The sequence below is a fragment of the Bradyrhizobium dasycarpum genome, from assembly GCF_042019905.1.
Lineage (GTDB): Bacteria > Pseudomonadota > Alphaproteobacteria > Rhizobiales > Xanthobacteraceae > Bradyrhizobium > Bradyrhizobium japonicum_B.
In genome coordinates this window covers 3,566,782-3,591,796 of the sequence record NZ_CP169574.1, presented here as the reverse complement: position 1 = coordinate 3,591,796, position 25,015 = coordinate 3,566,782, and the positions used below count along the sequence as shown (strand labels likewise).

General features: G+C 66.3%; 21 protein-coding genes and 2 pseudogenes. 15 read left to right on the top strand and 8 right to left on the bottom strand.

Annotated features, from left to right (window positions below):
- Positions 1-54: 54 nt before the first annotated feature.
- The 4 genes and pseudogenes from ACETMP_RS17300 to ACETMP_RS17285 all read left to right on the top strand — a co-directional run.
- Positions 55-189, top strand: a pseudogene (locus ACETMP_RS17300) (ATPase); the annotation flags it as partial.
- Positions 190-311: 122 nt separating this feature from the next.
- Positions 312-1,493, top strand: coding sequence for a hypothetical protein (locus ACETMP_RS17295; RefSeq protein ID WP_375157135.1), 1,182 nt, complete (start codon positions 312-314; stop codon positions 1,491-1,493).
- Positions 1,494-1,505: 12 nt separating this feature from the next.
- On the top strand, positions 1,506-4,010 hold the full coding sequence (locus ACETMP_RS17290) for a hypothetical protein (protein ID WP_375157134.1): 2,505 nt from the start codon (positions 1,506-1,508) through the stop codon (positions 4,008-4,010).
- Positions 4,011-4,043: 33 nt separating this feature from the next.
- Positions 4,044-4,886, top strand: a complete 843-nt coding sequence (locus ACETMP_RS17285; protein ID WP_375157133.1) for a DsbA family protein — start codon at positions 4,044-4,046, stop codon at positions 4,884-4,886.
- Positions 4,887-4,907: 21 nt separating this feature from the next.
- Here the strand turns inward: ACETMP_RS17285 and ACETMP_RS17280 are convergent, their stop codons facing one another.
- Entirely contained in the window at positions 4,908-5,279 is a 372-nt protein-coding gene (locus ACETMP_RS17280) for a response regulator transcription factor (RefSeq protein ID WP_375157132.1), read from the bottom strand.
- A complete protein-coding gene (locus ACETMP_RS17275) occupies positions 5,276-6,142 on the bottom strand; it encodes a S1C family serine protease (protein WP_375157131.1) in 867 nt (288 codons plus the stop codon). The genes ACETMP_RS17280 and ACETMP_RS17275 overlap by 4 nt, the downstream gene beginning before the upstream one ends.
- A gap of 183 nt (positions 6,143-6,325) precedes the next feature.
- Between ACETMP_RS17275 and ACETMP_RS17270 the strand changes: the two genes are divergently transcribed.
- On the top strand, positions 6,326-7,291 hold the full coding sequence (locus ACETMP_RS17270) for a VOC family protein (RefSeq protein WP_375157130.1): 966 nt from the start codon (positions 6,326-6,328) through the stop codon (positions 7,289-7,291).
- Positions 7,292-7,298: 7 nt separating this feature from the next.
- On the opposite strand, the gene ACETMP_RS17265 is transcribed toward ACETMP_RS17270, so the two are convergent.
- Complete coding sequence (locus ACETMP_RS17265) at positions 7,299-8,432, bottom strand: diguanylate cyclase domain-containing protein (protein ID WP_375157129.1); 1,134 nt, start codon at positions 8,430-8,432, stop codon at positions 7,299-7,301.
- A 175-nt stretch (positions 8,433-8,607) separates the two neighbouring features.
- Between ACETMP_RS17265 and ACETMP_RS17260 the strand changes: the two genes are divergently transcribed.
- The 3 genes from ACETMP_RS17260 to ACETMP_RS17250 all read left to right on the top strand — a co-directional run bounded on the left by ACETMP_RS17260 (position 8,608) and on the right by ACETMP_RS17250 (position 13,206).
- Positions 8,608-9,483: a dihydrodipicolinate synthase family protein gene (locus tag ACETMP_RS17260; protein ID WP_375157128.1), complete on the top strand. Its 876-nt coding sequence runs from the start codon at positions 8,608-8,610 to the stop codon at positions 9,481-9,483.
- A 165-nt stretch (positions 9,484-9,648) separates the two neighbouring features.
- Positions 9,649-10,752 carry a S1C family serine protease gene (locus tag ACETMP_RS17255; protein ID WP_375157127.1) on the top strand — a complete coding sequence of 368 codons (1,104 nt, stop codon included), beginning with the start codon at positions 9,649-9,651 and terminating at the stop codon, positions 10,750-10,752.
- Positions 10,753-10,881: 129 nt separating this feature from the next.
- Positions 10,882-13,206, top strand: a complete 2,325-nt coding sequence (locus ACETMP_RS17250) for a xanthine dehydrogenase family protein molybdopterin-binding subunit (protein ID WP_375157126.1) — start codon at positions 10,882-10,884, stop codon at positions 13,204-13,206.
- 201 nt (positions 13,207-13,407) lie between these two features.
- Here ACETMP_RS17250 and ACETMP_RS17245 read toward each other — a convergent pair whose 3' ends face one another.
- From ACETMP_RS17245 to ACETMP_RS17235, 3 genes are read right to left on the bottom strand one after another with little or no spacing between them, the layout of a single operon-like run.
- Positions 13,408-14,604, bottom strand: coding sequence for an acyl-CoA dehydrogenase family protein (locus tag ACETMP_RS17245; RefSeq protein WP_375157125.1), 1,197 nt, complete (start codon positions 14,602-14,604; stop codon positions 13,408-13,410).
- Positions 14,605-14,619: 15 nt separating this feature from the next.
- The gene (locus ACETMP_RS17240; protein WP_375157124.1) at positions 14,620-15,759 is read right to left on the bottom strand and encodes an acyl-CoA dehydrogenase family protein; all 1,140 of its coding nucleotides are present in this window, start codon (positions 15,757-15,759) and stop codon (positions 14,620-14,622) included.
- 5 nt (positions 15,760-15,764) lie between these two features.
- On the bottom strand, positions 15,765-16,619 hold the full coding sequence (locus ACETMP_RS17235) for an enoyl-CoA hydratase (protein ID WP_375157123.1): 855 nt from the start codon (positions 16,617-16,619) through the stop codon (positions 15,765-15,767).
- 254 nt (positions 16,620-16,873) lie between these two features.
- Between ACETMP_RS17235 and ACETMP_RS17230 the strand changes: the two genes are divergently transcribed.
- The 6 genes from ACETMP_RS17230 to ACETMP_RS17205 all read left to right on the top strand — a co-directional run bounded on the left by ACETMP_RS17230 (position 16,874) and on the right by ACETMP_RS17205 (position 22,236).
- Complete coding sequence (locus tag ACETMP_RS17230; protein WP_028134535.1) at positions 16,874-17,482, top strand: LemA family protein; 609 nt, start codon at positions 16,874-16,876, stop codon at positions 17,480-17,482.
- Between the two features lie 215 nt (positions 17,483-17,697).
- Positions 17,698-18,579, top strand: a complete 882-nt coding sequence (locus ACETMP_RS17225; RefSeq protein ID WP_375157122.1) for a TPM domain-containing protein — start codon at positions 17,698-17,700, stop codon at positions 18,577-18,579.
- 5 nt (positions 18,580-18,584) lie between these two features.
- Positions 18,585-19,082, top strand: a complete 498-nt coding sequence (locus ACETMP_RS17220; protein WP_375157121.1) for a TPM domain-containing protein — start codon at positions 18,585-18,587, stop codon at positions 19,080-19,082.
- Positions 19,083-19,446: 364 nt separating this feature from the next.
- A complete protein-coding gene (locus tag ACETMP_RS17215) occupies positions 19,447-20,430 on the top strand; it encodes a hypothetical protein (RefSeq protein ID WP_375157120.1) in 984 nt (327 codons plus the stop codon).
- A gap of 94 nt (positions 20,431-20,524) precedes the next feature.
- Positions 20,525-22,048 (top strand): hypothetical protein, encoded by a 1,524-nt coding sequence (locus ACETMP_RS17210; RefSeq protein ID WP_375157119.1) that lies wholly within the window; start codon positions 20,525-20,527, stop codon positions 22,046-22,048.
- 23 nt (positions 22,049-22,071) lie between these two features.
- On the top strand, positions 22,072-22,236 hold the full coding sequence (locus ACETMP_RS17205; protein WP_196236002.1) for a hypothetical protein: 165 nt from the start codon (positions 22,072-22,074) through the stop codon (positions 22,234-22,236).
- 104 nt (positions 22,237-22,340) lie between these two features.
- On the opposite strand, the pseudogene ACETMP_RS17200 reads toward ACETMP_RS17205, so the two are convergent.
- Positions 22,341-22,989, bottom strand: a pseudogene (locus tag ACETMP_RS17200) (glutathione S-transferase family protein).
- 90 nt (positions 22,990-23,079) lie between these two features.
- Here ACETMP_RS17200 and ACETMP_RS17195 point away from each other — a divergent pair.
- Positions 23,080-23,688, top strand: coding sequence for a TetR/AcrR family transcriptional regulator (locus ACETMP_RS17195; RefSeq protein ID WP_245269345.1), 609 nt, complete (start codon positions 23,080-23,082; stop codon positions 23,686-23,688).
- A gap of 15 nt (positions 23,689-23,703) precedes the next feature.
- On the opposite strand, the gene ACETMP_RS17190 is transcribed toward ACETMP_RS17195, so the two are convergent.
- Positions 23,704-24,909, bottom strand: a complete 1,206-nt coding sequence (locus ACETMP_RS17190) for a CaiB/BaiF CoA transferase family protein (RefSeq protein WP_375157118.1) — start codon at positions 24,907-24,909, stop codon at positions 23,704-23,706.
- Between the last annotated feature and the right edge of the window lie 106 nt (positions 24,910-25,015).

Sequence of the window (25,015 nt, the reverse complement as noted above, 5' to 3'; positions counted from 1 at the left end):
AGCGCCTGGCATAGGCCAGGCTCCATCCACGTCGTCATTGCAGGTCAGCGACAACGTCGCCCGCCTGGCAATGGACTTGGCCTCAGCCTCGTCGCGGCCGTCGCGCGCCTCCACGGTGCGGAGATCGCGCTGCGCGACAACGCGCCGGGACTTATGGTGCAACTGCGATGCCCGTCGCGCACAGGTTAGAGGTGCGCTGATGCCGATCAGCGTCTGCATATCGCGGATCATTGAGCCATCTCAATACGGGCCGAGGCGGATCGGCCTAGCCTTCGACCGCAATCTTGCTGCTTCAGCTTGCGGGAGGGCCGATGCGCATCGAAATTCCAACCGGCTGGCGAATGTATGGGGCGGCGGTCATCGCCGCGATGCTGCTGTTCGCGTCACCGGTGCGCGCCGGGTGCAGCCTCGAGGACCTCGGCAAGTCTTTCTACGGCACGCTCAAGGCAACATATGATTGCGAGTCGCTCTGTTCCGACAGCGAGACCAACTGCGACCTCGCGATCGCGCTGGATCTGGCCCTCGCCGGCGTGGCGATCCAGGGCTCGGACACGGGCAAGGGCCAAGACCTGGTCGATCAGTTTTGCGCACAGGCGACGGGCTCCGGCGACGTGATCGCCGACAAGCTGCAGGCGATATTCGGCAGCTCCATTCCGGCCGACATCTACAAGAAGCTGAAGGAGAACAGCTCGGCCCAAAAGATCGCGAAATGCTCCTGCGAAACCGAGCAGAGCACGAATTCCATTGGTTTCGACCTCGGCGAATGCGCTCAGGATTTGCTGTGCGGCGGGTTGGGGATTGGGTGCAACTGCACGCGGCCTCCGCCGCAGAAGGCTTATTGCGGGTCGGTTGACGTCAAGCATTGCCAACCCATGGGTCACTTCGACCAGATGAAGGATCCGGCCTGCATTCCGTACAGCTCCATCTCCAATTGCAATCCGAACTGGCAGAAGTGCGGATACGGCGACAACAGCCCGACGGTCGCGAAAGCGGAGACGCAGGACGGAACGCTGGCCATCTGGCTGCCGCCGACGCAGGAGAACACCGGCTGCGATCCCGTGCAATCCTGCTTCTGCCCCAAGCCGATGGTTCCGGCTTGGCACGAGGTGGCCAACCCAGGGACCGATGTGCATCGCTGGCTGTTCGCCTGCGACTGCCCGTATGAAGCCGATAATCCGGATCACCAGACGCACCCCGGCCCGATCCTGCCGAACGGGCTGTCACAGTGCCTCTGCGACAACACGAATCAGCCGGCAAATTTCGGCTTCGCGCCGTTCGGCATGTGCCCGCCGCCGGCATGTCCCACGGGACAGATACGCATCGGCAAGAGCGGCGAATGCGTGACGCCGTGCGCGGATCCGACCCAGGGCATGGCGTTCGACGGCAGCTGCTGCAACCCGGCGCAGATGACGACCTGCGGCCAATGCTGCCCGCCAGGGACGATGCCCGATTCGAACAGCGGCACCTGCGTGCCGAAGCCAATCGTGAAGTGAGGGGCTGCGATCATGAAGCCTCGCCGACACAAGTCGTTCGTCGTCTCAGCGATGCGCTGCATCGCCATCGCATCGAGCCTGGTTCTAGCGCTGGGCAGTGCGGCCTCGGCTCAGGCGCCGCGCGGCATCTATGCGCCCGGCCAGGCTGCGGTCACCGGCTTCTCCGGTGGGCTCCGGCCCTTCGAGATCGAGCCCGGTCAGGACGCCGATGCGCGCTCCTTCATCAATCCCGACGGACCGTCGCTGCGCGTCGTCGATCTCAGCCGCATGGGCGGTCCACCGGAGGCGCAGCTCGTCGGCGCGCCGAAGCCCTTCACGGTGAGCGCGAAATGGATCGGGCAGGTGTTCGGCGTCGCCCTGGACGACCAATCGCCCGCCAACATCTATGTCGCGGCGACTTCGGCCTACGGGCTGTCGATCGTTGCGCCCGGAAGCGATGGCAAGCCGCAGCACATCAGGTTCGGGACAAACGGTGCGGCTTTCATGCCGGCGCAGTGGGGACCCGGAGGCGGGCCCGGGTCGATCTGGAAGATCAACGGCCTTACCGGCGAAGTGAAGCTGTTTGCGAATGTCGTCACCGCCGGAAGGGCGAACTCGGGCGCAGCGCTCGGCGGACTGGCCTACGATCCCGCTACGAAGTCGCTGTTCGTCGCCGACCGCGAGACGGGTCTCATCCATCGCTTCGGCATGAATGGCGCTGATCTCGGCGTCTACGATCACGGCACAACCGGCACCGCCGCCGTCGGGATTGCGCCCTTGCCGGCAGCTGCCGGGTCCGGCATCGATCTCACCAGCCCGCAATTCGACAGTGCGCGGCCCGAGACCTGGGGCTACGCCGCGCCGGGACGTCGCGTGTTCGGCCTCGCCGTGCGCGATCATCGGCTCTATTACGCGGTCGCCGAGGGATTGCGGGTCTGGTCGGTCGGGCTCAACGCCGATGGCTCGTTCGGCCCGGATATCAGGATCGAGGTGGCCGCGCCGCCCGCGGCCGGCGCCACCGAGATATCGCGCATCACGTTCGACGACGCAGGACGGATGTATCTCGCCGAGCGGCCGGCGCCGACCGGCGCCCAGGATTTCGAAGCGCTGTCGGTGCCGTCGATCGGCCGCGTGCTGCGCTATACGGTGATCGGCGTCACGGAGGCAAAGCAGCCGATCTGGCAGGCCGTGCCGGACGAATATGCGGTGGGCTTTCCCGAGACCTTCCGCAACGACAATGGCGGCGTCGCCATCGGTTACAGCTACGACGGGCACGGCAACATCAATCCGCGCTCCTGCGGCGGCTTCGTCTGGACCACCGGGGAGCAGTTGCGACACGCCACCGATCCCAAGCTCGTCACACAGCTCGGTCAGAGCGATATGCTTGCAATCGACGGGCTGCAGGGCAATCCGGCCTGGCGCATCCGCCGTGACGACGCGCCGCCGCGGCTCAGCTATTTCATCGACTATGCCGACGCGCCGCCGGATCTGTCCGCACGGGGACATCTGGGAGACATCGTCATCCTGCGCACCTGCGCCGAACAGCCGGCGCAACTTCTGCCGGGCATGCCCCCTGTCGGCGTGCCGCTGCCGCCGCCGAGTTTCCGGGCCTGTCAGACCCATGTGCGGCCCCGGGGCAAGCCCGTATGCCCGATCAATCAAGTGTGGAGCAAGGGCGCCTGTGCCTCGGACTGCGCAAAGTCCGAGACTCTGGTCAACGGCAAGTGCTGCTCAGCGGTCGATCTTCGGCCCGGCGGCGCTTGCGGCAATCCCTCGACCGACATCGGCAAGCCGATGTGCGGAACGACGCAAACGGCGATCGGTCCCAACCACGAGTGCTGCGAGAACGATCACATCTATACCGGCTCGGGCGGGGCGCAGCTTTGCTGCGCGGGTGCTCTGGTCAACGGCAAGTGTCAGCAATTCATTCCCAAGATTCCGGGCGGCTTATGCCTGGACTGCTGTTCGCCGGGTTACGTGAAGATCGCGGGCAAATGTTGCCTGAAGAGCCAGGCGACCTCGAAGGGTGTGTGCTGTCCGGTCGGCCAGACTCCGAGCGCCGACGGAACGCAATGCCAACCGACGTTCAAGATTCCGAAGATCTCGCTTTGTTGTGCCGCCGGCTACGTGCCAACCGCGGCGGGAAAGTGCTGCGCGGCCGGAAACCTGACGTCGAGCGGCGAGTGCTGTCCCGCCCCGGTCAATCCGAACGATCGCTCGCAATGTGTCGCACAGAGCGGCAAGAAGGCCTCCCCGCAGCAACCCTGCGCGGCGGGCGAAACGCGCGACGACAAGGGCACCTGCGTGGCGCGCACGCCGAAGCCTGTGCCGGTCACACCTTCGCGCGTTCCCGTGCCGCGTCCCCCGAAGCCGAAGGCTCCTGAAGCGCGTGAGCCTTCGACGATTCGTCCGATCAGCTGTCCGCCCGGAACCGTCCGCGGGCCGTTCGGCAAGCGCTGCTTGCCGGTCGGACCTCGCCGGGTTGCGCCGCTTCAGCCCGGCCGTGTTGTGCCGCCTGTGCGGCAACGGGAGCGCTAGGATGTTCTTGAGAGTAAGTGGAGGAATTCGGCAATGCCTACAATGATCGACAGACCAAGGCTTGCGTCAGGCCGGCTCCACGGAGCCGCGCTGGGCATATTCGTCGCTGCCGCAATTGCGGTGCCGAGCACGGCGCACGCGGAGATGCAACGCAAGGACGTCGACGAGGCCATCCAGCAATATCTCGCCGCGCACCCGGAAGCCCTCGGCCCGGCAATCGAAAAATACCTGGCCGATCACCCCGAGGCGGTCCGCACTGCGCTGATGGCCCTCATTGCCAAGCGCAACGCCGCCGCGCAGACCGCACCGACGGCTGCGGCAAGCAACATCAGGCAGGTGATCAGTGACAACGCCAAGGCGCTGTACACTGCGCCGCTGCAGACGACCCTCGGCGCCGCCGAAGGCGCCCGCACGGTGGTCGAGTTCTACGACTTCAACTGCGGCTATTGTCGCAAGGCCCTGGGCGACACGCTGGCGCTGATCGCCGAGGAACCGAACCTGCGCATCGTGCTCAAGGAGCTCCCGATCCTGGGCCCCGACTCCGTCGAAGCCGCCAAGGTCGCGATCGCGCTGCAGATGCATCATCCCAGCGCCGCCGAATCGCTCGAATTTCATCGCCGCCTGATGGCGACGCAGGGTCGGATCGATCGTGCCGCGGCGCTCGCGGTCGCGGCCGATCTCGGCTTCAACGCCGGGGAGATCGAGAAGAATGCGGCGAGCGCCGAGGTGAGCGAGGCCCTGCAACAGAACATGCGCCTCGCTTCGGCGCTCGGCATCAACGGCACGCCCGGCTATGTCGTCGGTGACAGCGTGATCCCCGGCGCGGTCGGCGCCGCAGCCCTGAAAGCGCGCCTTCAGGCCGCGAAGGCGCCCTGATCCCATCAGCGCGCGCTGACTCTACAGCTCGATCACGCCGCGGCGGGCGGCATGCGCCACCGCGTCGGTGCGGCCGGTGGCGTCGAGCTTGTCGAGCAGCGAGCCGACATGGAATTTGACGGTGTGCACGGAGATGCCGAGCCGGCGCGCGATCATCTTGTTGGAGGCACCCTCGGCCATCAGCGCCAGCACGTCGAGCTCGCGCTGCGTCAGTGCGATGTCATCAGGCATGATGCGCGGATCACGCGCGACGATCGTCGCCGCGGCAGATTCGCCGGGCGCGGCAAGGCGTAGCCCTGTGACGTTACCGAGCAGCTTCGCCAGGCGGTCGGCGAGCGCGGGATCGTCGATCTCCAGGGACAGCACGATCTCCGGGGAGCTGTCCTCACTCACGTCTCCGGCCTCTCGCCGACCGTGACCTTGAAGTCGGCCGGCTCGCCGCCGCGGCGCGCCGCGAGATCGATCACCGCGCCGACGCTCGAAGGTCCAAGCGTCCGCGACAGCGCGCGCACGCCGGACAGCTTCTGGCCGTTGACCGCGACGATCACGTCGCCCTGGCGGATGCCGGCCGCGGCCGACGGTCCGGCCTTGTCGACATGCATCACCATCGCGCCGACGCCATCGTCGTGCCGCACCGGCTGCAGCCCGAGGCCGAGATAGCCGCGCGCGATGCGGCCGCGCGCCTCCAGCTGCGCCGCGACCCGCTCGATCGTCGCGGCCGGGATCACCAGCACGCGCCGCGGGCCGAGCACCGCCATGCCGAAGGCTTGTCCCGAGGCATCAAGCGCAAGGCCGCCCTGCTGGCTGTCGCGCAAGCGGACATCGAGCTCGATCCGCGCATCGATCTCGCCGCCGCGCAGGGAGCGCCAGCTCTTGCCAGAGGCCGACACCATCCCGAGCGCCGCGCTCGGTGTGTCGCGGTTGGTGGCGACCACGACCGCCAATGCGCCCAGCGGCGGGACAATTGCGGCGAGCTTGGCCGGGGTCGACGCGATGTCGGCGCGCAGCAGCGCGATATCGGTGGTGTGGTCGCGGCCGGCGATCGTGGCTGGGCTCGTGCGGCCGTCCGGCAGGCCGATCTCGACCTCGCCCTCGTCGGCCAGCGACTCGTCCGCGGTGACGATCAGGCCGCTCTTCCAGACGAAGCCGGTCGAGCGAAAGCGATGCGAGCGCACGGAGACGATCGAGGGTGCGGTGCGCGCCACCACGTCCGCGAGGGCGGATGACAGTGACGACAGGGGGCTAGGATCGGTCATGGCGTGCTCCTGTGGTTACCCTCAATCTGGGATGTCGCGGGGAATTGCGAAACTGGCCGGGTGGCCAGGACAGGGACGGCCTCGTTAAGACAATGGCCGACGAACATGTGATTGGGAGCGCCTCACGGGAGCGTGTAGCAATCCCGGGATTGCGCCCCGTGGCCTCAAGAATTGCGAGCCGTCATGACCGTCGACCTCACCCGCCGCACCCTGCTGCAACTCGCCGGCGCCACCTCGCTTGCGGCGGCCGCCGCGGCGGCGGCGCGCGCCGAGGGCACGCCGCAGGGCGGGGGCCCGACCTATGCCAGCCGCACGCCGATGCGGGTCGGCATGGTGACGCTGCGGGTGAAGCACCTCGACACGATCGCGGATTATTATCGCGACGTGATCGGCCTCACCGTGATGGAGCGGTCGGCGACTGCGGCAAAGCTTGGCACGGGTGGCGTCACGCTGGTGGTGCTGGAGGGGCGCCCCGATGCAGCGATCGAGCCGCGCAACGCCGCCGGCCTCTATCACACCGCCTTCCTGATGCCGACCCGCAAGGACCTGGCGCGCTGGCTGGTCCACGCGGCTTCGCACCGCGTGAAGCTGTCGGGCTTTGCCGATCACCTCGTCAGCGAATCCGTCTATCTCGACGATCCCGAAGGCAACGGCATCGAGGTCTATGCCGATCGCGATCCCTCGCAATGGCAGTGGAGTGAGGGCAGCGTGAAGATGGCGACCGACGAGCTCGACATTCCTGACCTGCTGTCGCTGACCAATCCGCGTGTGCCCGACTATGCCGGGGCGCCCGAGGGCCTGCGCATCGGTCACATGCATCTGCGGGTCGGCGATCTCGCGCAGGCCGGCAATTTCTATCATGGTGCGATCGGTCTCGATCCCACCCGCAGCCGCAGCGGCGCAGCGTTCCTGTCGTCCGGCCGCTATCATCATCACCTCGGCATCAACGTCTGGCAGAGCCAGGGCGCGGGCCAGCGCGACGATCAGACGACCGGCCTTGTCTGGTTCTCGCTCGTCACGGAAAAGCCTGACATTGTCGCCGCCCAGGAGCTGCGCCTGCGCAAGGCCGGCGCGAAGGTCACGGCGCTTGCGGACGGCCTGGAGGCGGTCGATCCCTGGGGCACGCGCATACGCTTGCTCAAGGTTTGATAGCTGTTCAACCTGCCGCGCGTTGGACGCCAGCGTATTCGTCCGACCAGACGCAACGTCCGCCTCCCGCACGCTTTGCCGTATAGAGCGCGCGGTCGACTCGTTCCAGCAATTGCGAGGCCGAGCCCGTGGTGACATCGGTACTGACGAGAATGCCGGCGCTTGCGCCGATGCAGACCGGAATGTCCATCAGCAGGAACGGCATCGACAGCTTGCCAATGGCCTGCCGCGCCAGCGCGAGCGCCTCCTCACGACCGGCTTCGCCGGGCTTGACAGGTCGGAGCATCATGAATTCGTCGCCGCCAAAGCGTGCCGCGATGCCGGTGTTGCCGACGCAGGACGCCAGCCGCTCAGCCACTTGGCGCAGCAGATCGTCGCCGGCCTGATGGCCGTGACGGTCATTGACGGGCTTGAAGCCGTCGAGATCGAGGGCGACGATCGCGAAATCGCCGCGCGTCTCGGCCAGGGCCTGGAAGAACGCGGCGCGGTTCGGCAATCCCGTGAGAAAGTCGTGCGTGGCCTGCCGCGCCAGCCGATGCTTGGCCTCGACGCGTTCGACGAACGCGGCAGACAGATGCTTCGATGCCTCGCGCAGGGTCAGCCAGAAGAACACCAGCATGATCGCGCCGATCTTGTAGGCGAATTCGGGTCGGAGCAGACCGCCGACGATCGTCGGCAGCAGGAGGATGGCGGCCGTGTTCAGGATGATCCAAGGGCGGATCGCGGCGCGCGAGACCATGCCGACGCAGAACGACATCGAGAGGCCGAACGCGATCCACGCGCCTGGGTCGTCGTCGAGTTCGAGCGCACGATAGGAGAGCAGGCCTAGCGCAAGGCCGAACGCCGACGCGCCGGCGCCGTAGAGCCGCTCCCAGCGAACCACGTCTGCGTCCGACAATTGCGTGGCGCGAGATTTGTAGCGAAGCAGGGAATAGACGCGGGCGGCCGCGGTGACGAAGATTAATCCCGAAATGACGGCATAGCCTATGTCACCGCTCATGGCCGTCAGCGCCACAGCGCCCGTTACGGATGTCACGCCGATGGCGGACACTTGCGGCAATGACGTGTACAGGAGATCGACGAGCTCGCGCCGGATACGCGGATCGGGATGCAGATACCTGGACAACATTGTCAGCGGCATGGCCGGCACCATCGCTCCATCTTCCTAACAAGGGTTGGATGCGAGGCGCGGCACGACGGCTCGATATGCAACGTCCTTAAGAAGTGGTCAATGGAATGCTTGCTGGCGGATTTTCCGCGTGTTAGCAGCGGCCAATGGCGCCGTGCGCGCCTCGATGCGTGGGAATTTGCCTGCCATGTCCGATTTTCGCGGTGTCTTCCCCTACCTCGTTTCGCCTCTCGATGCCGATGGCACGGTGCGCACCGAAGTCCTCGGCAGGCTCTGCGACGACCTGATCGGCGCCGGCGTGCATGGGTTGACGCCGCTCGGCTCGACCGGCGAATTCGCCTATCTCAATGCCGCACAACGCGTCTCCGTGGTGCAGACCACGATCGAGGCCGCCAAGGGCCGCGTGCCGGTGATCGCCGGCGTCGCCTCGACCTCCACCGTGGATGCGGTGGCCCAGGCGAAGGCCTACCAGAAGTGTGGGGCCGACGGCATCCTGGCGATCCTGGAAGCGTATTTCCCGCTCACTGACGCCCAGGTCGAATCCTATTTCCGCGCCATTGCGGATGCCGTCGACATTCCCGTCGTCATCTACACCAACCCGCAATTCCAGCGCTCCGATCTCACCCTCGACACCATCGCGCGCCTCGCCGCGCATCCGCGCATCGGCTACATCAAGGATGCCTCGACCAACACCGGCCGGCTGCTCTCGATCATGAACCGCTGCGGGGATGCCTTGCGGGTGTTCTCGGCCTCCGCCCATATCCCGGCCGCGGTGATGCTGATCGGCGGCCTCGGCTGGATGGCGGGCCCGGCCTGCATCATTCCGCGCCAGAGCGTTGCGCTCTACGAGCTCTGCAAGGCCGGTCGCTGGAACGAGGCGATGGTCCTCCAGCGCAGGCTGTGGCGCATCAACGAAGCCTTCGCGCGCTTTAACCTTGCCGCCTGCATCAAGGCCGGGCTTGCGATCCAGGGCTACGACGTCGGCGATCCCGTCCCGCCGCAGGCACCGCTGACCGCCGAGGCCCGCAAGGTCGTGGAGACGGCTTTGCGCGAGCTGACATAGCGTTTGCCACGCGGCAATTTGCCCCGGCGCCCTGTCGGGAGCAAAATGGCTCTTACCTGACGGAGAAACTTCCCTGCGCTTGCGGCGTTGCCGCGTGAGCGACCTCTGTCGCCCACGCATCTGCGTCTCAGAGCCCGCATCCAGCACAAGACACGGTGATCACCCATGAACCGTCGCTATGCGATTGCCGCGGCAGCCTTCGCCGCCCTGCTGCTCGCCGTCACGGCCGCGAAGATCCTGCATGTCCCGATCTCCTATGTCCCGTGGGGGGCGCCCTCCGCGCGCGCCATCGAGCAGCGCGGGCCCCTGTCGGACGGCGAAAAGGCGACCATCGACATCTTCGAGCGCGTGTCACCCTCGGTCGTTCAGGTCGCTGTGAAATCGGCCGTCAACCCTCTCATGGGCGACGAAGGCCAGGGCGGCGGCGCGTCCGGCACGGGCTTCGTCTGGGACCGCGAGGGTCATCTCGTGACGAACAATCACGTCGTCGCCAATGGCAGCGAGATCGCCGTGCGCTTTGCGTCGGGAGAGGTCGCGCAGGTGGACCTCGTCGGCAGGGCTCCCAACTACGATCTCGCGGTGCTGCGGATCCGCAGCGTGCGCGAGCTGCCGGCGCCAATAGGACTCGGCAGCTCGAGCGACCTGAAGGTCGGCCAAGCCGCCTTTGCGATCGGCAATCCGTTCGGGCTGGATCAATCGATGACCAGTGGCATCATCAGCGCGCTCAAGCGCAGGCTTCCGACCCATGGCGGCCGGGAGATCGCCAATGTCATCCAGACCGATGCCGCGATCAATCCGGGCAATTCAGGCGGACCCTTGCTGGATTCCGCCGGCCGTCTGATCGGCGTCACGACCGCGATCATCTCGCCGTCCGGCTCGAACGCCGGCATCGGCTTCGCGGTGCCGGTCGATGTCGTGAACCGGATCGTCCCCGAGCTCATCCGCAGCGGCCGGGTGCCGACGCCCGGCATCGGCATCGTGGCGGCCGGCGAGGATGTTTCCACCCGGCTCGGCGTCGAAGGGGTGATCGTGGTGCGGATCGCCCCCGGCAGCCCGGCAGAGCGGGCGGGGATTCGCGGTGTCAATTTTTCGACGGGAGCGGTCGGAGACATCATCATCGCGGCCGAAGGCAAGCCGGTGCGGCGCCTCTCCGACCTGACCGACGCGCTGGAGCAGGCCGGAGCCGGCAAGACCGTCCGGCTCACGGTCAAGCGCGGCTCCGAAAGCCGTGACGTGAATGTAGGCATCATCGATATCGACCGGTCCTAGCCGGCCGGTCCGCAGCAGCCGCATGGGGCACGGGCGCGCATTGCAGATGTGCCGGGGCTCGGTTGTCTGGCCCGCAAAATCCGTTAAAACCGCCGCGGTCGTTTTTGCGGATTTCGAGGACACAGCGGAATGAACATTCTTCCCGGCAATTTGCGTTTCGGAGCGGGGCAGCCCGTCAAGCGTTTGGAAGACCAGAGACTGCTCACCGGGAAGGGACAGTTCATCGACGACAAGCCGGCCGACGGCGCGCTGTGGCTGCACGTGCTGCGCTCGCCGCACGCCCACGCCAGGATCGTCTCGATCGACACGGCCGCCGCAGCCGGGATGCCCGGCGTCACCGCCATCTATACCGGCGCCGATCTCGTCAAGGACGACATCGGCGCGATCCCGACCCTGAACATCTTCAAGCGCCCCGACGGCAAGCCCATGACGGTGCCGCCGCGCCGGCTGCTGGCCCATGAGGTCGTGCGTTATGCCGGTGAGGCTGTGGCCGCGGTGGTGGCGTCCTCGCGGGTCGAGGCGCAGAGCGCGGCCGAAGCGATCGTGATCGAGTACGACGTGCTGCCCGCAGTGGTCGATCCGGTCGAGGCCGTCAAGCCCGGCGCGCCCGTGGTGTGGCCGGAGGCACCGGACAACATCGTCGGCGCGATGAGCTATGGCGATGCCGCCAAGGTGGACGAGGCCTTCGCCAAGGCCGCGCACATTGTCGAGCTCGATCTCGTCAGCCAGCGCCTGGTGCCTTCCGCGATGGAGCCGCGCTCGACCATCGCGGAGATCGACAAGAAGACCGGACGCCTGCTGCTGCACGTGCAGTCGCAGACGCCGGCCTCGACCCGCGACGTGCTGGCGGAAGCGGTGCTCAAGCGTCCCAAGGACAGCGTCCGCGTCCTGGTCGGCGACATCGGCGGCGGCTTCGGCCAGAAGACCAACCTCTATCCCGAAGACGGCCTCGTCGCCTATGCCGCGACCAAGCTGAACAAGAAGATCCGCTGGCGCGGTGACCGCACCGACGAGTTCGTCGGCGGCACCCATGGCCGCGATCTGACCTCGACGGCGTCTTTCGCGCTGGATGAGAAGGGCAAGGTGCTGGCCTATCGCGTCAAGTCGATCGGCTGCACCGGCGCCTATTCTTCCGGAGCGGCCAACATCATCCCGCTGGTGCTCGGCCCCTTCGTGCAGACCGGCGTCTACGATCTGCCGCTGGTGCATTTCGAGGTGAAGTCGGTGATGACCCACACCGCACCGGTTGGCGCCTATCGCGGCGCCGGCCGTCCCGAGGCGGTGTTCATCGTCGAGCGCCTGTTCGACGCCGCGGCGCGCAAAATCGGCATGGATCCGCGCGCGATCCGCAAGGCCAATTACATCAAGCCGGCGCAGCTGCCCTACACCAATGCGGCCGGCCAGGTCTATGATTCCGGCGCCTTCGCCCACATGCTCGACCGCGCGGTGAAGCTCGCCGACTGGGACGGCTTTGCCGCGCGCAAGAAGGCGGCCAAGAAGAAGGGCCTGCTCTACGGCCGCGGGCTCACTTCCTACATCGAATGGACCGGTGGCCGCGCGCATACCGAAAAGGTCACGCTGCAAGCGACCTCGCAAGGGCGGGTCGTGCTGCATTCCGGCACCATGGCGATGGGGCAGGGCTTGCAGACCACCTACACCCAGATGATCTCCGACACGCTCGGCATTCCCATGGACAAGATCGACGTCGTCCAGGGTGACACCGATCTCGCCACGGGTTTTGGCAGCGTCGGCTCGCGCTCGCTGTTCGTCGGCGGCACGGCGGTCGCGGTTTCCTCCAACGATCTGATCCAGAGGGCGCGCGAGAAGGCGGCCAACGTGCTGGAGACCTCGGTCGAGGACATCGAATATCAGGGCGGCATGCTCACCGTGGTCGGCACCGACCGCCGCATCAGCCTGTTCGATCTCGCCGAGAAGGAGAGCGGCGCCAAGCTCAGCGTCGATTCCGAGGGCGAGGTGGATGGTCCCAGCTGGCCGAACGGCACCCATATCTGCGAAGTCGAGATCGACCCCGAGACCGGCGTCTCCAAGGTCGTGCGCTACACCACCGTCGACGACGTCGGCGTCGCGGTGAACCCGATGCTGGTCACCGGGCAGATCCATGGCGGCGTCGCGCAAGGCATCGGCCAGGCGCTGTATGAGGGCGTGTCCTACGACGCCGACGGCCAGCTGCTGACCGCGAGCTATCAGGACTATTGCATCCCGCGCGCCGACGACGTGCCGCCGATCGTGGTGACGCTGGATGATTCGGCGCCCTGCCGCACCAATCCGCTCGGCGCCAAGGGCTGCGGCGAATCCGGCGCCATCGGCGGCCCGCCCTGCGTCACCAACGGCGTGATGGACGCACTCGCCGAGCTCGGCATCACCCAGCTCAACACGCCGCTGACGCCGCAGAAGATCTGGCAGGCGATCCGGGACGCGAAGGCGGCGGGATAAGTGCGGGTCATTGTTACGCAGTCTACTGCGCCAAACTCAACTCGTCGTCCCGGGGCGCGCAAAGCGCGAGCCCGGGACCCATAACCACAGAGAGTGGTGTTGTGCGAAGCTGGTAACTGAGTCCCCATAACCACATTTGCCTGTGGTTATGGGTCGCTGCCTTCGCGGGGACGACACTGAGGATGTGGCCCCTGTTCGTCCTCAAATCCCCAGCATCATCTTCGCGATGATGTCGCGCTGGATCTCCGAGGTGCCGCCGAAGATGGTGTAGGCGCGGCCGTTGAGATATTCCGGCACCATCGTCAGCATCTCCTCAGGGATCGCTGGCTCGTGGTTGAGCTTGTAGAGCGGGCGCATCGGCTCGACGTGAAGCGCGTCGTGGCCGATCACGTCGACGCCGAGGCGCGTGACGGCCTGGCGGATCTCGCTGTTGCGCAGCTTCAGGATCGAGGACACCGCTCCGGGATTTTGCCCGGTCTGCAGCGCCGAGAGCACGCGCAGCTCGGTCATCTCCAGCGCGTTGATGTCGACCTCGACCTCGGAGATGCGCGTTGCGATATCGGGGCTGTCGATGGCGCGTCCGGTCAGGTCCGACTCGGCAAGGTCCGCGATCGCCCTCAAGCCCTCGCGCAGCTTGGCCGATGCGATGCCGGAGCCGCGCTCGAACTCGAGCAGATATTTGCCGTAAGTCCAGCCCTTGCCTTCCTCGCCGACGCGGTTGGCCACGGGCACGCGGACGTCGTCGAAGAACACCTGATTGACCTCGTGGTCGCCGCCGATGGTGAGAATGGGACGGGTGGTGATGCCCGGCGTCTTCATGTCGATCAGAATGAAGCTGATGCCGTCCTGCTGCCGCGGCCCGTCGCCGGTGCGCACCAGCGCGAACATGCGGTTGGCATGGTGCGCGTGCGTGGTCCAGATCTTGGTGCCGTTGATGATGTAATCGTCGCCGTCGCGCACGGCGCGCGTCTTCAGGGAGGCGAGGTCGGAGCCTGAGCCCGGCTCGGAATAGCCCTGGCACCAATAATCCTCGCCGGAGAGAATCCGCGGCAGGTAGAAGTTCTTCTGCTCCGGCGAGCCGAAGCCGATGATGACCGGCCCGACCATCTTCACGCCCATCACGTTGACATTGGGCACGCCGGCCCGCGCGCATTCGGTCTCGAAGATCCAGCGTTGCGCCGGCGTCCAGGGCGGCCCGCCGTACTCGACCGGCCAGCCCGGCGCACCCCAGCCCTGCTCGTGGAGAGCGCGCTGCCAGGCCATGCCGATATCGGGATCGGAGAACACCGACGGCGTCAGCGCGGTCGCGCGCTTCATCTCCTCGGTGAGATTCCTGGCGATGAAGCTGCGCACCTCGTTCTGGAAGGCACGCTCCTCGACATTGAAACTGAGGTCCATGATGCTCTCCCGGTGTCAGGCCTTGCGGCCGAGTTCGGCGTGGCGGGCATAGTGATGCGCGCTGCCGCCGAACAGCGTGTCGAAGGCGACGAGGCGCTTGAAATAGGCGCCGACCTCCAGCTCCTCGGTGACCCCCATGCCGCCATGGAGCTGGATCGACTGCTCGCCGACGAAGCGGGCGCATCTGCCGATCTTCGCCTTCGCGCCCGACGCCGCCCGGGCGCGCTCGGTCGGCGCAGCATCCACCTTCAGCGCGGCGCGCAGCGCTATCGAGCGCGCCTCGTCGACCTGCATGGCCATGTCGGCGAGTCGGTGGCGGATGACCTGGTTGGCCGAGAGCGGCCGGCCGAATTGTTTTCGGATCTTGGTGTATTCGAGCGTGGTGTCGAGCAGCGTCTGCATGATGCCGACGGCTTCGGCACCGAGCGCGGCCATGGCGCGATCGACGGCCCATTCGATCGCCGGCAGCGCGTCATGGCCGTCGCCGAGCAGAGCGTCTTCGGGCAGATGCACGTCGGACAGCTCGATATTGCAGGCGCGCCCGCCGCCGAGGCGCGCGTAGTCGGAGATAGCAAGGCCCGGCGCCGTTGCCGGCATGGCGAACAGGCCGATCCGCCCCGAAGGGCCGTGATGGTCGTGCATGAGCGCGGAGACGATGATCTCGTCGGCGGCATGGCCGTCGAGCACCGCGATCTTGCTGCCGGACAGGCGCCAGCCCTGCGCCGTCTTGGTCGCCGATGTCGCGACCTTGGCGAGGTCGAACCGTGCCGCGCGCTCGGAATGCGCAAACGCAAGCTTCAGCGATCCGTCGGCGACCTTGGGCAGGCTCGATTGCTTCTGCTCATGGCTGCCGCATCTGGCGATCAGTGCGGCGCCCAGCACCACGGTCGCGACATAGGGCTCCGACACCAGCCCGCGGCCGAAGGCCTCCATCAGGATGCCGATCTCGACCGCGCCGCCACCGAGCCCGTCGAATTCCTCGGGCAACGGCAGCGCCAGCCAGCCGAGCTCGGCGAACTGCTTCCACACCGCGGGACTGAAGCCGAGCGGATCGTTCGCCATCCTGCGGCGGTGAGCGGCATCGTAGCTTCCGGCCACGAAGCGCTCCGCGCTGTCGCGCAGCAGCTTCTGCTCGTCGCTGAGATTGAGATCCATGTTGTCTACTCCGCCGCCGCCGGCGGCTTGCGCACGGAAGGATGCAGGCCGGAGGGATCGACGATCATGCCGAACTCCTGAAGATTGTGGGCGTGGCAGAGCTGATGCAAGGCAAAGGCCTGATCAATCGCGGCGGGCTGGCCCATCACGTCGACCGAGCGGTTGACGGCTTCCTTGGTCATCTTCAGCGCGAAGGACGGCTTGGCCGCGATCCGGCGCGCCAGCTCCAGCACGCGCGATGAGAGCTCCGCGCGCGGCACGACCTGGTTGACCATGCCGAGCTGGTGCGCCTCCTGCGCGCTCCAGCTGTCGGCGGTGAACAGGAATTCCTTGGCCTTGCGCGGGCCCAGCTCCCAGGGATGCACGAACCATTCGACACCGCAGACGCCCATGGTGACGACGGGGTCGCAGAACTGCGCATCGTCGCTGGCGACGATGAGATCGCAGGCCCAGGCCAGCATCAGCCCGCCGGCGATGCACTTGCCGTGCACCTCGGCGATCACGGGCTTGGCGAGGTTGCGCCAGCGCCGGGTGATCTGGAGATAGATTTCCTGCTCGCGCGCGAAGCGGCCATGGGCGTTCGGCTCGGCAAAACCGCCCCAATTTCCGATCGGCGGGAAATCGACGCCGGCCGCATTCTTGCCGCCGGGGCGCAGATCGTGGCCGGAGGAGAAGTGCGGGCCATTGCCGGCCAGAATGATCACCTTGACCGCATCGTCCTGCACCGCCGCGTCGAAGGCGGCGTTGAGGTCGTAGGTCATCTGCAGGTTCTGCGCGTTGCGCGCCTCGGGCCTGTTCATCACGACCCGGGTGATCGCCGGCTCGGGCCGCTCCACGAGGATGGTCTCGAACGAGGTCATCGCGTTCCCTCTGACGATTTTCGTCTTGTTGCGGAGAGTTGACTATGTCGGTCGGGGATAGGCAAGAGGCTTGCGTCAGCCGGCTGGGGCTGCCGTGCGCAACTGTTTGTCGCCGTCATTCCGGGGCGCGAACCGCACCCGGAATCTCGAGATTCCGGGTTCGATGCTACGCATCGCCCCGAATGACGTTGGGAGGCTGGCGTCTTGCGTGTCCCATCTGGTAGTTTGCGCCAGATTCCACCGGGAGAAATTTAATGCGCAAGATCCTGACCGTGCTGGCGGCGCTGGCCTCGCTGAGCCTCACCAATTGCGGTTACAACGCGATCCAGAGCGAGGACGAGCAGATCAAGGCCGCCTGGTCCGAGGTCGTGAACCAGTATCAGCGCCGTGCCGACCTCGTGCCCAATCTCGTCAACTCGGTGAAGGGCTTTGCGCAGCAGGAGAAGGACGTGCTGCTCGGCGTCACCAACGCACGCGCCAAGGTCGGCAGCATCCAGGCAACGCCCGAGGTACTGAACGATCCCGCCGCCTTCCAGAAGTTCCAGGCCGCCCAGGGCGAACTCTCCAGCGCGCTGTCGCGGCTTCTGGTCGTGACCGAAAACTATCCGCAGCTGAAGTCCGACGCCCTGTTCAAGGATTTGATGTCGCAGCTGGAGGGGACCGAGAACCGCATCACGGTAGCACGCAACCGCTACATCAAGTCGGTGCAGGATTACAACGTCACCATCCGCTCCTTCCCGAGCAACCTCACCGCGATGGTGTTCGGCTACAAGGAGAAGCCGAACTTCTCGGTCGAGAACGAGAAGGCAATCTCGACCGCGCCGAAGGTGGATTTTAACACCGCTCCCGCGCCGTCGAAATAGCGGCGCGTCCGACTCAGATGCGCGCCCAACCCACCGCTGTCATTCCCCGCGGAAGCGGGGAATCCAGTACGCCGCGGCTCCGCCGTATCCCGCTGGCGTCTCTGGAATACTGGATCGCCCGGTCCCGGCTTCGCCAAGGCTACGCCGAGGCTCACACCGGTGCTCGGCGCGCCGAAGCTTCAGCGAAGGCGGCAAGCCGGGCGACGACAGCGAGAGTGTGGTCGGCGATTGTGGTACTCGCGCTGCTGCTCACCTTCGCGCTCCCCGCCTCCGCCGACGTCGCCGTTCCCCAGCTCACCGGCCGCGTGGTCGATCAGACCGACACGCTCTCCAGCAGCGACATCGCCGCGCTGTCGAAAAAGCTGCAGGACTTCGAGAGCCGCAAGGGCAGCCAGATCGCCGTCCTGATCGTGCCAACCACGCAGCCGGAGACGATCGAGCAGTTCTCGATCCGGGTGGCGGAGGCCTGGAAGATCGGCCGCAAGAAGGTCGACGACGGCGCGATCCTCGTCGTCGCCAAGGGCGACCGGCACTTGCGCATCGAGGTCGGTTACGGCCTCGAAGGCGCTCTGACCGACGTCACGTCGCGGCGGATCATCGATGAAGTCATCACGCCGAAGTTCAGGGCAGGCGATTTCGCCGGCGGCATCTCCGATGGCGTCGACCGCATGATGCGGGTGATCGAAGGAGAGCCCTTGCCGTCTCCCTCGCGCACCGCGAACTTCGCCCACAATCTGGACGACCTCGTGCCGGTCTTCGCCGTGGCGCTGTTTGCCTCGATCGGCGTGGGCGGCTTCTTCCGGGCGATCCTGGGACGGCTGCTCGGATCACTGGTGACCGGGGGCATCATCGCGGCGGTGACCTGGGTCATCCTCGGCTCCGCAGCGCTCGCCGCCGCCGTCGGCGTCCTCGGCTTCATCATCGGTTTCATCGCCGATCTGTTTTCGGCGATCACGCCGGGCACCGGCCGCTCGCGCAGCGGCTCCTGGTCGAGCGGCTCGTCGGGAGGCGGCTGGAGCAGCGGATCGTCGAGCAGCGGCGGGTTCAGCGGCGGCGGGGGCAGTTTTGGCGGCGGCGGCGCCTCGGGGAGCTGGTAGCGGTCATGAGCATCAAGCGCATTGCCAGACATCTCGTGCAGTATCATTGGCGGGCAAGGCAGATCTTTCCGCCAGACGTCCTCGCCCGCATCGAGCAGGCGATCAGGCGCGGCGAAGCCACCCATTCCGGCCAGGTCCGCTTCGTGGTCGAGGGCGCGCTCGACGGCGTGCCGCTGTTTCGCAACCAGCCGGCGCGGGCGCGTGCGCTCGACGTGTTCTCGCACTTGCGCATCTGGGATACCGCGCACAACAACGGCGTCCTGATCTATCTCCTGCTCGCCGATCGCGACGTCGAGATCATCGCCGATCGTGGCATCGACGCGAAGGTGGGCGCGGCGGGCTGGGAGAGCATCTGTCACGCCATGGAGGCGGAGTTCGCCTCCGGCCAGTTCGAGCGCGGCGTCATCGGCGGCATCGAAGCGGTGTCGCGCGAATTGGCGCGGCATTTTCCGCCGCAGGCCTCGCCTGCCAACGAGCTGCCGGATGCGCCGGTCGTGATGTGACGGACTGTGATGTGAGGGGCGGGTGCTGCTCGCTGCGTCATTGCCAGGAGCCCTTGCGACGAAGCAATCCAGACTGCCTCCGCGGAAAGATTCCTGGATTGCTTCGCTGCGCTCGCAACGACGATGTGGCTAGAGCGGGCGCTCGATCTGTCACCGGCGCGTAGCCTCATTCCTCCGCCGTTCATCTTGCCCCGGTTACAAATTGTTTCACGCCCGCCACACCGGTTCCATCTTCCCGGCCTAATTCGGCCCCTGATAATTTCCTAAAACTTCGGTAAGCGGGTCCCAAGGTAAGGATTTCGCAAGCAATGAAAGTTACCAAAAGGTCAATCCAGAGCGGAGTATTTGAACCGTGAGCGAACCAATGGCTGAGCAGGCTGCCCAGGACAACAGCGTCGTCGAAGCCGGGACGACCGCGCCGCAGGCTGTGGAGGCTGCCGGGATCGACGCCCCCTCGATCGCACCTGACCACGAGGCGCCGCCCAAGCCGGATCCGGTCGAGCCGCCGAAGATCGAAGCGTCGAGGATCGAGCTGCCGAAGGTCGAAGCCAAAGCCGAGACCAAGCCCGAGCCGAAGCCCGGCAAGCTCATCGTCATGGCGCCCTCGGAGCGTTCGTGGAACGGCTCTTGGGACCGCGAGGATTTTGCTCCACATGTGACGGCGGACGAGCCGCGCGAGGCCGGCAGCAAGCGGCGCCTGTCGGCGATGGCCGCGGTGGTGGCTATCGCAGCCGGGGTCGGCGCGATCAGCGGCGCGCTCGCAACCGCCGGCATGATGCATTTCGCAAGCCCCGCCCAGACGCCGGTGCAGGTCACTGATACCAGCGCGCTCGATGCTTCGGTCGCGCGGATCGATGCCGATCTCGTCGCGCTCAAGGCCAATGTCGAGCACAGCTCGAAGACGGGTCTGAGCCAGTTCAATCGCGCCAATGACCGCCTCGACAAGCTCGAGAAGGCGCAGGCCGAGCCGCTCGCCAGGATCGCAAAGCTGTCGGAAGCGGTCGACAAGCTGCGCGTCACGCCGCCGGCCGCGCCCACGCAGGCTGCCGCAGCTGCGGCGCCCGCGAAGGAGATCACCGGCTCGGTCGCGCCGACCCAGGTTGCGACCACCGCCGCACCGGCTCCGGTGGCTGCCGCCCCCAAGCCCGAGGTCGGCCGTCTGCCGACGATCGAAGGCTGGCGGCTGCGTAGCGCCGGCAATGGCGGCGCGCTGATCGAGGGCCGCGACGGCCTCTACGAGGTCTATCCCGGCGATCCCATTCCCGGCGTCGGCCGCGTCGATGCGATCCGCCGCCAGGACGGCCGCTGGGTGGTCGTCACCAGCAGAGGGCTCATCTTCGGACGCTGAGGGTTTCGATCTCCGACGTCAAAGAGGCGCTTCACCAGCACGTGAGGCGCCTTTTTTGCTTGAATAGGCATCCCGGCGCGGTGTTACCTAAGGCATGAGCCGCGCGCTGCGAATTCTCGTTGCTGCCGCCGTGGTGCTTGGCGGCGCCGCCTCGTCGTCGGCCGCGGAGACCGCACAGCTGACGCGCGGCACGGCAATCACCGATCCCGATCTGTTGCGCAAGCTCGACGACGGCGACGTCCTCACGATCGCGCGCCTGCTGGCGCCGGAGCGCAAGGCGGACGGTCCGCTGACGACCGACCGGCTGTTCGCGTCGCTGCCGCAGCTCAAGGACATTCCTCCCGCGATCGACGCGGAGCTCGAGCGCTACATCGCGAGGCAGAAGGCGGCTTGGCCGACCGAGACCATCGGCACCGGCGAAGGTTTCGACGTGCAGCTGTTCGATCAGGCCAATCTGACATCGCCCGACACGCGCTTCGTGCTGGCCGGCATCATCAATCGCATGGACCGCGCCTATGTCGCCGAAGAATCCTGCGGCGAGATCCGGTTGATCTACCGGCTGGCGCGGTTCGACGGTGGCAAGCCCGCGACGCGCCTGCCGATGACGTTCAATCTGGTGATGAAGGCGCGGGATGCGCGCCGGACGGAGGGGAGCGGCAAGCCGGTCACCTGCGCCGAGATCGCGCGGCGCTGGCTCGACAACGGCAATTGGCAGGAGCTGATCCGCGGCCGGGACGACGCCATGCTCGACCGCATCGAGACCAACATCCAAATCTCCGTCGCGCCGAAATCGGCGCTTCACGATTTCCGCTCCGACTATCTGCTCAAGGTGTTCAAGTACGACGCCGCGACGAAGACGTTTGCTGAAGCGGTGCTGGAGAACCAGATCGATCGCGACCGCATCCTCGCCGACGATGCGCTCCGGCGCGATTTCAAGCACTGGCTGCTCGCGCCCGGGAATCTGCGCGAATTCGATCGCGGCACGGTGCTGATCCCGGAAAGATTCCTGGCCAAGGCTGCGGTGGTGCCGACGCCCGCCGGCCTCGACGCTTCCGCGCTGCAGCCCGAGTTCGGCATGGTGCAAGGAGAGGAGAAAGGCGAGGGCGGCGACCCGGTCTTCACCGATGACGACGTGGTCGGCGCGCTGAAGCAGGCCGCCGCGCGCGGAGACATGCAGAACATCCGCTCGGTCGCGGGCTTTCAGCGTCGTCTCAATGACGTCACCTGCTCAGGATGCCACCAGACCCGCGGCATCGGCGGCTTCCATTTTCCTGGCGTCGACTGGCTCGCTGACAAGCCGTCCAATGCCGCCATCGTGCCGGCCTCGCCGCATTTCGTCGGCGATCAGCTGCGTCGCCGCGACATCCTGACCGCCTTCGCCGCGGGCAAACGTCCTGATTTCTCACGCGGATTCGCCAGTCGGCCGCAGACCCGCGGCAGCCGCGAGCTCGCCGGAAGCGAGTATCAGGACGGCTGGGGCGCGCATTGTTCCCCTGAGGATGCGGGATCGCGAACGCCGGACAAGAGTTTTACGTCATGGAACTGTGCTAACGGTCTCAGCTGTCAGGCCGCCGCGGCCTCGCGCCGCATCGGCATGTGCTTCATCAAGACGCGTTAGCCAACAAGCGATTTGGATGATTCATGACGGATACCGGCAACGCCAACAAGGCGCGCAATCGCCAGATCGCGCAGAACGAAGAAGCCAAGCAGGTCGCCGGCAGCGCCCGCGTCAGCGTCTGGGCGATCGCGATGGCCGTCGTCGTCGGCGGCATCCTGTTCACGCTCGGCTGGCTGTCGCTGCGGTAGGATCTCTGTCGACTGAGTCTCGGAGCGAGCCGCGAGATTCGCCTGACCCCGCTTGCGGGGCGAGGCCGACGCGAAGCGCGGAGAGGGAGAAGAAGAGTGCCCGCTCACTTGGCGTGGTTCGTCATCCGCTTGCCCGGCAGCAGCTCGTACGCCGGCTTCCAGCCGGGCAGGGCGGCGATGCGGCCGAGCCAGGCGTGGATGGCGGGATGGCTCGCCGCGAAGTCGAAGCCGTGCTCGTCGCTCGGATAGTGCAGATAGGCCATCATCGAGATATCGGCGACCGTCGGCCTTGCGCCGATCGCGAAGTCGTTGTGCTGAAGATGCCCGTCGAGAATGCCGAGGAAATCCTCGAGCCGGCGGCGAAAATGCTTCAGCACCTGCGGATCGTTCTTCTCGGTGAAGGCGCGCATGGAAGCGATAGGTCGCCATGTAGCCGGTGAGCTTGTGGTTGTCCCAGAACAGCCAGCGCAGCAGCTCGAAGTTTTCGTCCTCGGTCTCGGCGCCGAAGCGGCCATATCGCTCGGCGAGCCTGAGCAGGAGCGGCGCGGTCTGCGTCATCTTCACGCCGTCGATTTCGAGCACGGGAATCTCGCCCATCTCGTTCACCGCCTTGCGCCATTCCGGCGTGCGCGTGACACCGCCGGCAAAGTCGGTCCAGACCGGCTCGAACGTCTCGCCGCACAGCGTCAGCATCAGCGCGAGCTTGTAGCTGTTGCCTGACTCGGGGAAATAGTGGAGGCGGTAGCTGGGCATTGAACGCTCCTTGCCTTCGGCGGCCTGGACGACGATATTACATATGATCCGCGTAACAGAACATTTGTTCTGTCGTTGGTCAAGAGCTGGATGCTGGGCCGGATGAGCAGGGATTCAAAAACAGAGTCGGGCGAGCGCGAGCGATCCCTGATGCAGGCGACGCTGCGCATCATCGGGCGAGATGGGCTGGACGGCGTGACCCACCGGGCGGTCGCGGCCGAAGCCGGGGTTTCGCTCGGTGCGGTCACGCATCATTTCGGACCCCGTGATGCGCTGGTAGAGGCGGCGCTGCAGTTTGCTCTGGCGCGCGAGGTCGGCCGGCTGCGTGCGTTGGCCCTCGGCCTTCAGGATAAGGCATTCGAGGTCGAGGCCTGGATCGATGCGCTGGTCGACTTCTATGTCCGGGAGCTCGGCACGGACGCCGAGACGCATATCGCCTGCTATGAAGCTTTCCTGGCTGCCGCGAGGCAACCCTGCTATCGGCCCGTGGTCGCCGAGTGGTTTGACACGTGGCGGCAGAGTGCGGAGCTTGCGCTGAAGGCCGCGAAGTCGCCAAACCCACGCCCTCACGCCGAGTTGTTCGTCTCGGCGTTGATCGGCTTGCTGTTTCGTCAACTCGCCACGCCCAGGGCCGGCTTCCGCCGTGAGGCGAAGGCGGAGCTGTTGGAGCTGGTGGGCGGCTTGCTCGCGCGGAAGTAACGCCGGCGCGCCGGCCTATCCCACCGCTCCGTTCGACCGAAGCTGCTTGATCGCCCCCTCGTCGTACCCCGCAGCGCGCAAGATCTCGTCACTGTGCTCGCCGACAGCGGGCGGCTTGCGCGGCTGCACCTTCTTGGCGCCATCGATCCAGATCGGGCTGTTGATGGTGAGCATGGTGTCGTTCTCGAACGGCACCAGCACCTCGTTGTCGAGCATCTGCTTGTCGTTGGGGATGTCGTCCAGAATAGCGACGACCCCGAACACCAGGCCACTGCCGTCGAGGATTTTTCGCCATTCGGCGAGATCTTTCGTCGCGAAGGTTTCGTCCAGGATCTTGATCAGCTCGACCGAGCGGGCGTGACGGTCGGCCTTGGTGACGAAACGGGGATCATTGATCAGATCCTCGCGCCCCAGGCATTTGGCCAGCGTCGGAAACTGCTTCTCCTCGTTCAGCAGCGACAGGATCAGCCAGCGGCCGTCCTTGCACTGGTAGTGATTGGCGACCGCGTTCAACGCGCGTTCGCGCGGGCGCCGTTCGCCGAACTTGGCGCCGCACAGCTTTGCCTGCGCTAGCACGCTCGCCGCCCATACCCCGTTCGCCATCAGATTGGAGGCGACATGCGAGCCCTTGCCGGTCTTCTCGCGCTGATACAGCGCGGTGACGATGGCACCGTAGAATGCCATGGCGCAGGGATGGTCGCCCATGCCGGCGACCGAGCGCGCCGGCGTGGTGTCGGTGTCGGCGCGGACCAGATCCATCAGGCCGGAGCGCGCCCAATAGGCGTTGCTGTCGAAGCCGGGCTTGTTGGCCTCCTCGCCCTTCTCGCCATAGCCGGTGAAGGAAGCGTAGATCAGCCGGTCGTTGAGATGAGCGAGATGATCATAGGTGATGCCGAGCTTGGCCCGCACCGGCGGCGGCATGTTGGTGATGAAGACGTCGGCTTCGGCCACCAGCTTGTACAGCACGGCCTGCGCCTCCGGCTTGGCGAGGTCGAGCGCGATGCTCTTCTTGTTGCGGGCTTCCAGCAACCAGGCGAAATTGTGCTCGCCGGTCGGATAGCCCGGCAGGTTGGGCAGATTGCGGTAGGGATCCCCGGCGCCGGGTGGCTCGATCTTGATGACATCGGCGCCGAAATCGGACAGCACGGTCGCGGCCGCGGGCGCTGCGATGAAGCTCGCGCAGTCCAGAACCTTCAGGCCCGAAAAGATGCCCTTTTCCATCGCGGCGTCGCTCCCTCAGCTCTTGTCGTTTCCCGCGCGCTGGAATTGGCGCGGGCCGGTGGTGGGAGCCATTAGACCGATGTTTTGCGGGGATGCAACGGCGCCA

What these genes read in the sequence shown, in the direction of transcription:
- ACETMP_RS17195 (WP_245269345.1), top strand. Translation starts at nt 23,080, where the DNA reads ATGCTGGGCCGGATGAGCAGGGATTCAAAAACAGAGTCGGGCGAGCGC.
- ACETMP_RS17265 (WP_375157129.1), bottom strand. Translation starts at nt 8,432, where the DNA reads ATGCCGCTGACAATGTTGTCCAGGTATCTGCATCCCGATCCGCGTATC.
- ACETMP_RS17230 (WP_028134535.1), top strand. Translation starts at nt 16,874, where the DNA reads ATGCGCAAGATCCTGACCGTGCTGGCGGCGCTGGCCTCGCTGAGCCTC.
- ACETMP_RS17250 (WP_375157126.1), top strand. Translation starts at nt 10,882, where the DNA reads ATGAACATTCTTCCCGGCAATTTGCGTTTCGGAGCGGGGCAGCCCGTC.
- ACETMP_RS17215 (WP_375157120.1), top strand. Translation starts at nt 19,447, where the DNA reads ATGGCTGAGCAGGCTGCCCAGGACAACAGCGTCGTCGAAGCCGGGACG.
- ACETMP_RS17220 (WP_375157121.1), top strand. Translation starts at nt 18,585, where the DNA reads ATGAGCATCAAGCGCATTGCCAGACATCTCGTGCAGTATCATTGGCGG.
- ACETMP_RS17260 (WP_375157128.1), top strand. Translation starts at nt 8,608, where the DNA reads ATGTCCGATTTTCGCGGTGTCTTCCCCTACCTCGTTTCGCCTCTCGAT.
- ACETMP_RS17210 (WP_375157119.1), top strand. Translation starts at nt 20,525, where the DNA reads ATGAGCCGCGCGCTGCGAATTCTCGTTGCTGCCGCCGTGGTGCTTGGC.
- ACETMP_RS17235 (WP_375157123.1), bottom strand. Translation starts at nt 16,619, where the DNA reads ATGACCTCGTTCGAGACCATCCTCGTGGAGCGGCCCGAGCCGGCGATC.
- ACETMP_RS17275 (WP_375157131.1), bottom strand. Translation starts at nt 6,142, where the DNA reads ATGACCGATCCTAGCCCCCTGTCGTCACTGTCATCCGCCCTCGCGGAC.
- ACETMP_RS17295 (WP_375157135.1), top strand. Translation starts at nt 312, where the DNA reads ATGCGCATCGAAATTCCAACCGGCTGGCGAATGTATGGGGCGGCGGTC.
- ACETMP_RS17205 (WP_196236002.1), top strand. Translation starts at nt 22,072, where the DNA reads ATGACGGATACCGGCAACGCCAACAAGGCGCGCAATCGCCAGATCGCG.
- ACETMP_RS17255 (WP_375157127.1), top strand. Translation starts at nt 9,649, where the DNA reads ATGAACCGTCGCTATGCGATTGCCGCGGCAGCCTTCGCCGCCCTGCTG.
- ACETMP_RS17270 (WP_375157130.1), top strand. Translation starts at nt 6,326, where the DNA reads ATGACCGTCGACCTCACCCGCCGCACCCTGCTGCAACTCGCCGGCGCC.
- ACETMP_RS17285 (WP_375157133.1), top strand. Translation starts at nt 4,044, where the DNA reads ATGCCTACAATGATCGACAGACCAAGGCTTGCGTCAGGCCGGCTCCAC.
- ACETMP_RS17245 (WP_375157125.1), bottom strand. Translation starts at nt 14,604, where the DNA reads ATGGACCTCAGTTTCAATGTCGAGGAGCGTGCCTTCCAGAACGAGGTG.
- ACETMP_RS17290 (WP_375157134.1), top strand. Translation starts at nt 1,506, where the DNA reads ATGAAGCCTCGCCGACACAAGTCGTTCGTCGTCTCAGCGATGCGCTGC.
- ACETMP_RS17240 (WP_375157124.1), bottom strand. Translation starts at nt 15,759, where the DNA reads ATGGATCTCAATCTCAGCGACGAGCAGAAGCTGCTGCGCGACAGCGCG.
- ACETMP_RS17190 (WP_375157118.1), bottom strand. Translation starts at nt 24,909, where the DNA reads ATGGAAAAGGGCATCTTTTCGGGCCTGAAGGTTCTGGACTGCGCGAGC.